Annotated in this window: 10 protein-coding genes; all 10 read left to right on the forward strand. The window is 65.9% G+C overall.

The genetic code is table 11. From position 1 onward, the window contains the following. Window positions 1-10 precede the first annotated feature (10 nt). Complete coding sequence (locus tag ABD919_RS17825) at window positions 11-1,180, forward strand: cytochrome-c peroxidase (RefSeq protein ID WP_345237406.1); 1,170 nt, start codon at window positions 11-13, stop codon at window positions 1,178-1,180. Between the two features lie 99 nt (window positions 1,181-1,279). Further along, the gene (locus ABD919_RS17830; RefSeq protein WP_345237407.1) at window positions 1,280-1,453 is read left to right on the forward strand and encodes a hypothetical protein; all 174 of its coding nucleotides are present in this window, start codon (window positions 1,280-1,282) and stop codon (window positions 1,451-1,453) included. 194 nt (window positions 1,454-1,647) lie between these two features. After that, window positions 1,648-3,543 (forward strand): T9SS type B sorting domain-containing protein, encoded by a 1,896-nt coding sequence (locus ABD919_RS17835; RefSeq protein ID WP_345237408.1) that lies wholly within the window; start codon window positions 1,648-1,650, stop codon window positions 3,541-3,543. Window positions 3,544-3,801: 258 nt separating this feature from the next. Next, window positions 3,802-4,041, forward strand: a complete 240-nt coding sequence (locus tag ABD919_RS17840; RefSeq protein WP_345237409.1) for a PqqD family protein — start codon at window positions 3,802-3,804, stop codon at window positions 4,039-4,041. After that, window positions 4,034-5,122 carry an ATP-grasp domain-containing protein gene (locus tag ABD919_RS17845; RefSeq protein WP_345237410.1) on the forward strand — a complete coding sequence of 363 codons (1,089 nt, stop codon included), beginning with the start codon at window positions 4,034-4,036 and terminating at the stop codon, window positions 5,120-5,122. Before ABD919_RS17840 ends, ABD919_RS17845 begins: the two co-directional genes overlap by 8 nt. A 246-nt stretch (window positions 5,123-5,368) precedes the next feature. Then, complete coding sequence (locus ABD919_RS17850) at window positions 5,369-6,721, forward strand: type III PLP-dependent enzyme domain-containing protein (protein ID WP_345237411.1); 1,353 nt, start codon at window positions 5,369-5,371, stop codon at window positions 6,719-6,721. A 97-nt stretch (window positions 6,722-6,818) separates the two neighbouring features. After that, window positions 6,819-9,221 (forward strand): urea transporter, encoded by a 2,403-nt coding sequence (locus ABD919_RS17855; protein ID WP_345237412.1) that lies wholly within the window; start codon window positions 6,819-6,821, stop codon window positions 9,219-9,221. Further along, window positions 9,218-10,462: a bacterial transcriptional activator domain-containing protein gene (locus ABD919_RS17860; protein WP_345237413.1), complete on the forward strand. Its 1,245-nt coding sequence runs from the start codon at window positions 9,218-9,220 to the stop codon at window positions 10,460-10,462. The genes ABD919_RS17855 and ABD919_RS17860 overlap by 4 nt, the downstream gene beginning before the upstream one ends. Further along, complete coding sequence (locus ABD919_RS17865; RefSeq protein WP_345237414.1) at window positions 10,450-11,058, forward strand: tetratricopeptide repeat protein; 609 nt, start codon at window positions 10,450-10,452, stop codon at window positions 11,056-11,058. Before ABD919_RS17860 ends, ABD919_RS17865 begins: the two co-directional genes overlap by 13 nt. A gap of 280 nt (window positions 11,059-11,338) precedes the next feature. After that, the gene (locus ABD919_RS17870) at window positions 11,339-11,686 is read left to right on the forward strand and encodes a hypothetical protein (RefSeq protein WP_345237415.1); all 348 of its coding nucleotides are present in this window, start codon (window positions 11,339-11,341) and stop codon (window positions 11,684-11,686) included. The last annotated feature ends 97 nt before the right edge of the window (window positions 11,687-11,783 follow it).

Consider the following 11,783-nt stretch of genomic DNA (forward strand, 5'->3'; position numbering starts at 1 on the left):
CTCCATTTACATGGCTTCCCGGAAATCATTGCTCAGCACCGCCTGGGCCCTTGCCGTCGGGTTTTTCCTGCTTGTTGCCTGCCAGAAAGAAGAAGAGGGCCCCGTGAGCGCGGCGGCCACTGCCGGCTTCTCGGCTCTGCCACTCAGCGTGCCGGCGCCCGCCGATAACCCCAGCACCCTGGCCAAGGTGGCCCTGGGCCGGGTGCTGTTCTGGGACCCCGTGCTGTCGGGCGGCAAAGACGTGAGCTGCGCCAGCTGCCACCACCCCGCCGCGGGCTACGCCGACGGCCTCGACCTGGCCGTGGGCGTAAACGGGCAGGGCACGGGTGCCGCCCGCCGCTTCCGCAGCCCCAACAGCATTCCCTTCGGCCCGCGCAACACGCCCAGCGTCCTCAACACGGCTTTTAATGGCATGATGGCCGATGGCAGCAGCCAGCCCAGTGCCGCCCCTATGTTCTGGGACAACCGCGCCCTGTCGCTGGAAAGCCAGGCCCTGGGCCCGCTGGCAAACTTCTCGGAGATGCGCGGCCACCAGTACAGCGAAGCCCTGGCGCTGGATTCCCTCGTGGCACGGCTGCGCGGCATTGCCGAGTACCAGCGCCTGTTCAGCGCGGCCTTTGGCGGCAGCACGCCCATCACGGCCGGCAACCTGGCCAAGGCCCTGGCCTGCTTCGAGCGCACCCTGGTGAGCACCGACACGCCCTTCGACCGCTACCTGCGCGGCGATAAAACGGCCCTGAGCGACGAGCAGGTGCGCGGCCTGAATGCCTTTGTGCAGAGCGGCTGCAACAAATGCCACAGCGGCCCCATGCTCAGCGACTACCAGCTGCACGTGCTGGGGGTGGTCGACAACGAGAAAAACCAGGTTTCCGACTCCGGCCCGAACGGCAGCTATGCCTTCCGCACCCCCAGCCTGCGCAACCTGGCCTTCACGGCGCCCTACATGCACAGCGGCAAGCTGCCCGACCTGCAGGCCGTGCTGCGCTTCTACGACCCCGGCCCCGGCCCCCGCCCGCCCCTGAACCCCAACGTGGCACCCAACCAGCGCGACCCCCTGCTCAACGTTCGCGTGACCGACCCCCAGGCCATTATTGCCTTCCTGGGCGCGCTCAGCTCCAGCAGCTTCGACCAAACCATTCCCGCCCGGGTGCCCAGCGGCCTGCGCGTGGGCGGCAACTAAGTGCCCGTAACGCGGAATTCCACTCCGCGAAGCCCCGTACGCTCTAGACCCGAAATAGAGTTTCGCACTGCATTTTTCACCCTTTTACTCATTCATCTCATGCAAGTATCCACGCTTTTTCGTTTAGGCTTTGGCCTGTTGCTGCTTACCGGCAGCCTGTCGGTAGTGTCCTGTAAAACAGAAGATGTGCGGCCCCGCGACCGGAAGGAGTGTGGCAAGAAGCCCACCACGACCACCAGCTCCGATACCACCCGCACGGGCGGCAACAGCTAAGCGCTGGAAATCCGGCCCGGTCGGTGGGTGCCCTGGCATCGCCAGGGTACCCACCGACCGGGCGTCGGGCCAGCTGCTCAATTATGCGTGTTCTGTACTACCTTACCTTATTCGATACCGACGGTTTATCTGCCTCCCCCTTTAACCCCGCTGCCACCGGCTGGGCGTTACGTGTTCAAGCCCCTATTATTTCTATGTACAGGCTATTTCCCGGCTGGGCCCTGCTGGTTCTGATGGTTGCGCTGTGGCTGCCCCAGCAGGCCCGCGCCACACACATTGTGGGCGGCGAGCTGGACCTGCAGCACCAGAGCGGCAGCCAGTACCTGCTTACCCTGAATCTGTATTTCGACGATGTTAATGGCAGTGCCGGCGCCCTGGATGCTTCGCTGATGGCGGGCATATTCGACAAGGCCAACAACCTGCGCATGGCCGACATTCCCTTGCCCCGCGTGAGCGACACCTTCGTGAGCTACACCAACCCGGCCTGCGCCACCGGCTCCCTGCGCACGCGCAAGCTGGTGTACCAAAGCAGCATTGCCCTGCTGCCGGGCACGTTCAACAGCGTGGCGGGCTACTATGTGGCCGTGGAGCGCTGCTGCCGCAACCTGGCCATTACCAACATCGTGGATCCGGGGGCCGCGGCCCAGGCCTTTTACCTGGAGTTTCCGGCCGTGGTGCGCAACGGTCAGCCGTTTGTCGACTCCACGCCCCGCATTTTTCCCCCGCTGGGCGACTACGCCTGCCTGGGGCAGACTTTCTACTACGACTTCGGCGGGCAGGACCCCGACGGCGACTCCCTGGCCTACGACATGGTGACGCCGCTCAATGGCCACGCCTCCAGCATGGTGCCGGCCCCCGCGGTGGCTGCGCCGGCGCCCTACGCCCCGGTTGTCTGGACGACCGGCCTGGGCCCGCAAAACCAGATTCCGGGCAGCCCGGCGCTGGGCATACACCCGCGCACGGGCCGGCTCACGGTGCGGCCCAACCGCCTGGGCCTGTTTGTGTTTGGGGTGCGCTGCGCGGAGTACCGGCGGGGGGTGAAAATAGGGGAGACGCGCCGCGACTTCCAGCTGTACGTGCTGAGCTGCCCGCAGAATGCCCAGCCCACCGTGCGCGTGGCCAGCGGTGCCGGCAATGCTTTCTACCAGCCGGGCCGCGACACGCTGCGCATCGTGTCGGACGTGGCGCGCTGCATCCGCATCCGTACCACCGACCCCGACCCCAACACCCGCCTTACCATCACCACCCGGCCCGTCAACTTCACGGGGACCACGCCGGTGTTTACCAGCAGCAGCGTGGGCACGGTGCGCGGGCCCGGCGCCCCCGATACGCTGGTGACCACGCTCTGCTTTCCCAACTGTGCCGATACCGGCGGCCGGGTGTTTCTGCTCGACATCATCGTGGCCGATGAAGGCTGCAGCCTGCCCCGCCGCGACACGCTGCGCCTGGCCTTTACGGCCGCCCCCAGCCTCAACACCGGCCCGGTGCTGACGTCTTCCTTCCCCCCAGCGCCAACTGCGGCCCCCGTAGTGGTGACCGTGGCGCGGGGCGACGTATTTACCGCCACCCTGGCCGGCACCGACCGGGAGCGCAACGCCCTGGTGCTGTCGGCGGCCGGCCAAAACTTCGACCTGGGCAGTGCGGGCATGACGTTTGCGGCCCAGAACGGGGCCGGCCAGGCCAGCGCCACCTTCCGCTGGGCGCCCGACTGCAGCCTGGCCGCGCCGGCCACCCGCCTGGTGCGCTTCCGGCTGACCGAAACCGAGCCCTGCCAGCCCATTCCGCGGGAGCTGCTGGTACAGTTTAGGGTAGTGCCCACTGCCGACACGGTGGCGTTTGAGCTGCCCAACATCATCACGCCCAACAACGACGGCAGAAACGACTTTTTCAGCATGCCCGACCTGCCCACCGACTTCTGCGATGCCCGCTTCGCCACGGTGCGCATCTTCTCGCGCTGGGGCCAGCAGGTTTACCAGTCCGACGAGCGGGGCTTCCGCTGGCCCGGGGCCGGCGCGGCGGGGCTCTACTACTACCTCGTTACCTACACCAACGGCCGCAAGCTGAAAGGCTGGCTGGAAGTAGCGCCTTGAAGGGAGTTAACAGTTAACAATTAACAGTGAACAATTAACAGTGAGCAATGAGCAGTGAGCAGTGAAATGGAGAATGGCGAGGCTTTACCAACTGCAGGCAACCCTGGTTCGATTCAGCTCATCAGTAGCAGCCTACCCCCTTCGCATCGGCTCATCAGCTCATCAATAAATCAGCACATCAGCACATTTCCACATTATCACATTTCCACATCAGCACATTTCCCCATCAGCACATCAACAACCTTCCTTTTTTCTGACATGAAACTGAAACCCACCATTGCCATCAGCGCCGCCGGCCTGCTTTTTAACCCGGCCACCGGCGACTCTTTTTCTGCCAATCCCGTGGCCATCGAAATCCTAGGGCTGCTGAGAGAGGAGCAGACGCCCGGCGCTGCCAAAGCCGCCCTGATGGCCCGCTACGAGGTGGAAGCCCATCAGCTCGACAAAGACTGGGACGACCTTGTGGCCCAAATGCGCGAACACAACCTGCTTGACTAGTCCCGCCCCTACCAGCCCTACATCCGAAGCCGGTGCCGCGCGCCCGCGCCTGACCGTGGCCGTCACCGGACTCAACGCCGTGGACAGCCCCGGCCCGGGCGTGGCCGTGGCCCGCGCCCTGCTCGAAAGTCCCGACTTTGACGTGCGCCTCATCGGCCTGTGCTACGAGGCCCTGGAGCCAGGCATCTACCTGCCCGGCCTGTTTGCCAAAACCTACCAGCTACCTTACCCCTCGGCCGGCACCGAAGCCCTGCTGGCCCGGCTGGAGGAAATCCACGCCCAGGAGCAGCTCGACGTGCTCATCCCCAACTTCGACGCCGAGCTCTACAACTTGATTCGGCTGGCGCCGCAGCTGCTGCGGCGCGGCCTGCGCACCGTGCTGCCCACCCTGGCCCAGCTCGAGGCCCGCGACAAGCTCAACCTGGCTGCGTTTGGGGCCAGCCACGGCCTGCACGTGCCCGCCGACTGCCGGCTGCACCACCCGGACGAGCTGCCCGCGGCAGCTGGTCAGCTGGGCTGGCCGCTGGTGCTGAAAGGCCGCTTCTACGACGCCACCGTGGCCTACACCCAGGCTCAGGCCGAGCAGGCCTTTCAGCAGCTCAGCGCCCGCTGGGGCGTGCCGCTCATTGCCCAGCAGTTCGTGGCCGGCCAGGAAATCAACATCGCCGGGCTGGGCGACGGCCGCGGGCAGGCCCTGAGCGTGGTGCCCATGCGCAAGCTCTACATCACCGACAAAGGCAAGGCCTGGGCCGGCATCACCATTCACGACGAGGCCCTGCTGGCCCTGGCCCGCCGCTTCGTGGAGCGCACCCAGTGGCGGGGAGGATTCGAGCTGGAAATCATGCGCACCCCGGCCGGCGACCTGTTCATCATGGAAATAAACCCCCGCTTCCCGGCCTGGATATACCTTACCGCCGCCGCCGGCCAGAACCAGCCCGCCCAGCTGCTGCGCCTGGCCCTAGGCCTGGAAACGCCGCCGCTGACGGAGTACGCAGTAGGTAAGATGTTCATCCGCTACGCCTGGGACCTCATAACTGACCACACCGAGTTTCAGCAAATGGCAGCAGGAGGGGAGTTATGAAACTGTTGCGGCCCCTGTCATTGCGAGGACGAAGGACGAAGCAATCCGTCCTGTTCTCAGCGACCAGCCTAAGGGTGTGAAAAGCCTGACGCTTACTCTTGCAGTGGGAATTATAACTCCTCACAACTTCATGGCGACTTGTGCTAGAGGAAGGATTGCCGCGCTCCACTGCGTTCCGCTCGCAATGACACGTCTTTTCACCTCATCACTAACTCACTGAATCACTAAATCACGCTGACAACGGCAATGAAACAGCCTTACGAACGTCCTCTCATCCGCAAGCTCAATGGCGGGCCGCTGAATAAGTTCGGCCCGCGGGCGGGGGTGCAGCCGGTGACGGCCATCGACGGCGTGCCGCTGCGGGAGCTGAGCCAGCGCTTTGGCTCGCCCCTTTTTGTGCTGAGTGAGCGGCAGCTGCGGCGCAGCTACCAGGCGGCAGTGCGGGCCTTCAGCACGCGCTACCCGCAGGTGCAGTTTGCCTGGTCGTACAAAACCAACTACCTCAATGCGGTGTGCCGGGTGTTTCACCAGGAGGGCTCCTGGGCCGAGGTGGTATCGGGCTTCGAGCTGGAAAAAGCCCTGGCCAACGGCGTGCCCGGCCAGCAGATTCTGTTCAACGGCCCCGGCAAGTCGCGCGCCGACCTGCTGCGGGCCGCTGAGGTAGACGCCGTTATTCACCTCGACCATGCCGACGAGCTGCACCTGCTGCTGGACCTGGCCGACGGCCTGCCGCAACGGCCCCGCGTCGCCATCCGGATAAACCTCGACGCCGGCATCTACCCGCAGTGGGACCGGTTTGGCTTCAACTACGAAAGCGGGCAGGCCTGGCAGGCGCTGGAGCGCATCGTGGCCGCCGGCCGCCTGGAGCTGGTGGGGCTGCACTGCCACATCGGCACCTTCGTGCTGCAGCCGGCGGCCTACGGTGCCGCCGCTACCAAGCTGGCCGGGCTGGCCCAGCGGGTGCGCCGCGAGCTGCAGGTGCAGGTGCAGTACCTCGACCTGGGCGGCGGCTTCCCCTCCACCAACACCCTGAAAGGCGCCTACCTGCCCGGCCCCGACACCGTGCCGCCCCTCGACGACTACGCCGAGGCCATCAGCGAGGCCCTGCTGGGCGCCGGCTTCCGCCCCGACGAGCTGCCCCTGCTCATTCTCGAAGCCGGCCGCGCCCTGGTGGATGAGGCCGGCTACCTGCTGGGCTCGGTGCTGGCCACCAAGCGCCTGGCCGACGGCCGCCGCGCCACCATCCTCGACTTCGGGGTAAACCTGCTGTTCACTTCTTTCTGGTACGACCACCTCATCAGCCCTACCCGCGAGTACTCGGCCCAAACCGAGAACACCGTGCTTTACGGCCCGCTCTGCATGAACATCGACGTGGTGCGGGAAAGCATCAGCCTGCCCCTGCTCTCGCCCGGCGACCAGCTGCTGGTGCACAAAGTGGGCGCCTACAACATGAGCCAGTGGCAGCAGTTCATCACCCTGCGCCCCAACATCGTGCTGATTGACGAGCGCGGCGAGGTGCATATTGTTCGCCATGCCGAAACCCTCGAATACCTGCAACAGCTGGAGCAGGTGCCTGCTCATTTGACAGTGAACAGTTAGCAATGAACAATGAGCAATTGGAAACAGCATCTTGTAGCCTAATTGCTCTCTGATTAAGGTAGATTGTTAATTGCTAACTGATAATTGTTAATTGAAAATGCGCGCCCTTCTGCACAGCTACAGCATCATCTTTTTCTCGCAGCATCGCGGGTTTGCGACGGTGCTGCTGCTGGTGACCTTTGCCCACCCCGCGGCGGGGGCAGCGGGCGTGCTGGCGACAGCTCTGGCCTTGGGCACCGCCCGGGTCCTGGGCCTCAACCGGGAGTGGACCGACGTGGGCGCCTACAGCTTCAACTCCCTGCTGGTGGGGCTGGCGCTGAGCACCATCTACGAGCCGAGCTGGGCGCTGGGCGCATTGATTGGCGTAGGCAGCCTGCTGGCCCTGCTGCTGTCGGTGGCCATGGGCGGCTGGCTGGGGGGGCGGGGGCTGCCGTTTCTGTCGCTGCCTTTTATGGCCGTGCTGTGGCTGCTGCTGCCCACCGCCGCGCAGCTGCCCCAGCTGGGCTTGAGCGAGCGGGGCATCTACTGGCTGAACGACCTGTATGCCCTGGGTGGCGAGCCCCTGGTGACCGCGGCCCGCTGGCTGGGCGAGTGGACCTGGCCGCTGCTGCCGGCCACCTACCTGCGCGCCCTGAGCTCGGTGCTGTTCCTGGACAGCGTGCCGGGTGGCCTGCTGGTGGCGCTGGGCCTGCTCTGGCACTCGCGCATCGCGTTTTCGCTCTCGCTGCTGGCTTTCCTGGGGGCCTATGCCTTTGCCGTGCTCACCGGCACGCTCAGCGCCGAAGGGGGGGCGTACAACCTGGGCGCCAACTATATGATGGCCGCCATTGCCGTGGGGGGCGTGTTTGTAGTGCCCAGTGCCATGTCCTATGCCCTGGCTTTGCTGAGCGTGCCAGTCACGGCGGTGCTGCTTGGCGGCTTGAGCACGCTGCTGGCCAAGGCCGGCCTGCCGGCCTTTTCCCTGCCTTTCTGCCTGTCGGCCATCCTGTTTCTGTACGTGCTGCTGCTGCGCGAAAAGCCCACCCGCGGCCTCACGCTGACGCCCTTCCAGCGCTACTCGCCCGAGCAGAACCTCTACGCATTCACCACCGACCAGGTGCGGCTCAGCCATCAGCTCTACTTCCCCCTCACGCTGCCTTTTCTGGGCGAGTGGCACTGCAGCCAGGGCTACGCCGACGGCGGGCCTACGCACCGCGGCGACTGGTCCCAGGCGCTGGACTTCGTGGTGCGCGACGCCGACGGCTGCACCTTTCGCGGCGACGGCAACCTGCTCAACGACTTCTACTGCTACAACAAGCCCGTGCTGGCCCCGGCCGATGGCGTGGTGGAAGAAGTGGTGCAGCACATCGACGACAACCCCATCGGCCAGGTAAACCTGCAGCAGAACTGGGGCAACACCATCGTCATCAGACACCAGCCCGGCCTCTACACCCAGCTTTCGCACCTGCGGCCCCACTCCGTGCCCGTGCGGCCCGGCGACCCCGTGCGGCGCGGCGACGTGGTGGGCTACTGCGGCAGCTCCGGCCGCTCGCCCGAGCCCCACCTGCACTTTCAGGTGCAGGCCACGCCCTACATCGGCTCGCGCACCCTGGCGTATCCGCTGGCGTACTACCTGGCCCGAAAGCCTGCCGCCCAGGTCTCTGCTTCGCCGCCGGCGCTGGCGAGGTCGGCCGGGCTGCCCTACGCGGTGCCCGAAGCCATGCCGCCCCAGACCCTGGCCTGGGGCGAGGTACCCACCGCGGAAGAGGAGGGGCCGGCGAAAGCCGAGCCGGCGGCCCCCGCGGCCAAATCCCGGAAGCTGCCGGCTTCGCTGAAAAAGCTGGTGGGCCTGGCCCGGGGGCGCTGGCACAAGCCCGAGACCTCGCAGCTGCGGCACTTCGCGGTGCCCCTGCTGGGCGAGGCCCTGAGCCACCCCGCCGCCCACCGCCCCCTCAGCCAGGCCCTGCTGCTGCCGCCGGGCTACGTGCTGCACGTAGCTGCCGCCGATGCAGCCGGGGGTGGCGCTCAAACCTGGGAGGTGCTCACCGATGCCTACAACAAAACCTACCTGCGCTGCCAGCACAGCGGCGCCGTGGCGTACTTCGAGCGCGATGAGGCCGTGTTCTGCTTCACGGCCTACTACGGGCCCGAAACCTCCTGGCTCTACCTGCTGTACCGGGCTGCTTACCGGGTGCCGCTGCCTTACCTGCCCCAGGCCGAAACCACCGACACCTTCCCGCTCACGGTGGTGAGCAGCCCGGCTCTGAAGTGGGCGCAGGACTTCGTGGCGCCCTTCTTCCGCTTCGTGCGGCCGGCTTTCAGCCTGCGCTGGGCCCAGGGCGAGGCTGGGCCCGGCTCCACCCGGGCCCTGCGCCTGCACAGCCGGGCCACGGTGCAGTACTTCCGCCGCGAGCAGCTGCTGCAGGAGTCGGAGCTGCTGATTCAGGACGGCGCCCTGGCCGAGCTGCGGGTGCAGCTGCCCGGTAGAACCCTTCACCTTCTCTGTTCGGCTGCCGCATGAGCCTGCTCTACTTCGGAAGCCCTGGCAAACCGGGCTCAGCTGTATTGCTGGGAGGAGCCTTGCTGCTCAGCCTGGGCCTGCTCAGCCGGCCCGTTGCCGCCCAGCGTCTGCTCGACTTTCAGTACGCCGACAGCCTCACCCTGGCCCTGCAGCTGCAGCAGCGCTGGGCGGCGCTGGACTCGGTAGGGGAGGAAGCGCTGCGGCTGGGGCAGGACTACCCGGCCCTGCACCGCCGCCTGGGCCAGGCCAAGCTTAATACTGGCCGGCACGCGCAGGCGGTGCGGCACTACGGCCTGGCCCTGCGCGCCGATGCCCTCGACTCCACCGCCCGCCACGGCCTGGTGCTGGCTCACCTGGCGCTTAATCAGCGCGAGCAGGCGGCCTTCCTGGCGTCGGGCCTGTCGGAGCCGCTGCGCCGGCAGCTGCGCCTGCGCGCTTTCTATGCCGTGAATTACGCCGATGTGGAAGGCAGCATTCAGCAAGGCGACAACATTCACCGCCGCGATGCCAGCTTCTGGCGCCTGGGCCTGGGCAGCCAGCTCGGCCCCCGCGTGGGGCTGATGCAGTCGCTGAGCTTTTTCAACCAGGAAGTGCAGGGGCCGCCGCCGCCGCCCCCGCCGCCGGGCATGCGGCCACTGCCGCCGCCCTTCATCCCCATCAGCCAGTGGGAGTACCATGCCTTGCTGGGCGTGCAGCTGTCCCCGGCCTGGCGGGCCAAGCTCAGCTACCACTACCTGAACAGCTACTACGGCACCCGTTTCTACCCCAGCTACCTCGCGTATGGGGCGCTGAGCTACACCCGGCCGTACTGGACGGCCCAGGCCGGCCTCTACGGGGGCACCATCACCGACACAACCCGCACCCAGGCCGACCTGCGCCTCGCCGTGTACCCGCTGGGCAACCTCAAGCTGTATGGCTTTGGCCGCAGCAGCCTGATTTTCTCGGGCGGGCGCCGCTACCCCAATTCCCTGCTCGGGGCAGGGGTGAGGCTGCGCCCCTGGCTCTGGGCCGAGGCCTTCGGCAGCTGGGGCCTAGTGCCCACGCTGGCCGAAGCCGACGGCACCTACGTCTTCAACCTGTTCGACCAGATGAGCCGGCGCAGCGGGACCAGCCTACATATCTTGCTGCCGTATTCGCTGGCCCTGCGCCTGCACTACCTCGCCGAGCAGCGCATCGACCGCTACAACCTGCAATCGTACAACCTCCATTCCCTGACGGCCTCCCTCGCATGGACCTGGTAAAGCCTGCTTTTCTTTCCCTGGCCCTTGCCCTGGCCCTGGCCGGGCGCGGGCTGGCCCAGGACCAGTCGGCGGCCTTTGCCACCAGCTACGCCGCCGAAACCAAGGGCGACTACGCCGATGCCATTGCCCCGCTCAAGGCCGTGTACAGCAACACCTACGAGCAGAACCTGCGCCTGGGCTGGCTCTACTTTCTGGCCAAAAACTACACCACCTCGGCCGGCTACTACCAGAAAGCCGTGGAGCAGCGCCCCTACGCCATCGAGCCCAAGTTTGGCCTGATAAAGCCGCTCAATGCCCTGAATCAGGTGGACAAGATGCTGGAGCTGTACGAGGACATCCTGAAGATTGACGGGCAGAACACCCAGGCCAACTACTGGGTAGGGGTGATATTCCTCAACCGCAAGGCCTACGACAAGGCCGCCCGCTACTTTGAGCGCGTCGTCAACCTTTACCCCTTCGACTACGACGTGAACCTGTCGCTGGCCTGGACCTACCTCAACCTGGGTAAAAAGAACGAGGCCCGCGCCCTCTACACCAAGGTGCTGCTCATCCGCCCCGGCGATGCCACGGCCCTGGCAGGCTTGAAGCGGTTGTAGGCGCGCTGCCGCCCGTAGGTCCACCAGCGGCGCGCCCCGGCCGATGAATTCCACTTTTCACTCGATGAGCTTTCCGCCGGCCCCTCGGGCTGGCTTTTTGGGGGTTTGAGAGGCTGAAACGCCCGGCCCGTCGGGTCGCTGCCGGGGGCTATCCACTCTTGCTTGACGCCGGCCGGGCAATAAACCATCTTTGAATCGTCATCCCGCTGGCACTGAGCCGCCAACGGAAAAGACAGGCTCAAGCTTTCGGTTTATTTCACTTCAAAGCCCCTTCAGCGTCATGAAAACCTTCGTCATTGCCTGCCTCGCCGTTGCCTCCTCCCTGGTTGCCCGTCCCGTAGCCGCTCATTCCGAGCCCGAACACGCCACGGCGGGCATCAGCGCTGCCATTGCTTCGGCGCCGCGCCCCCTGGTGCACTTCCTCATCAACTCCCTGGATTTGCAGGAGCACGAGGTGCTGGCCGTCACCAAGGCCCTGAAGGCCCGCCCCATGAAATACTACACCCCCGAGGAGCTGGTAGCCTTGCTGCGCCCCGTGCTCACGGCCGAGCAGCTGACCCGCCTGCAAACCCTCAGGCCCACCAATGAGCTGCGCGACGAGCTGCGCTACCTGGCCACGCTGCACTAAGCAGGGAGCTGGCAGCAGGTGTTATGTTGCCTTTGCCAAACAGATGGGCCATGCAGTTTCATTTGCCGGGTAAATGGCGCCACTGGCCGGGTATGCC

It is taken from the genome of Hymenobacter saemangeumensis, assembly GCF_039541835.1.
In the GTDB taxonomy this organism is placed as follows: domain Bacteria; phylum Bacteroidota; class Bacteroidia; order Cytophagales; family Hymenobacteraceae; genus Hymenobacter; species Hymenobacter saemangeumensis.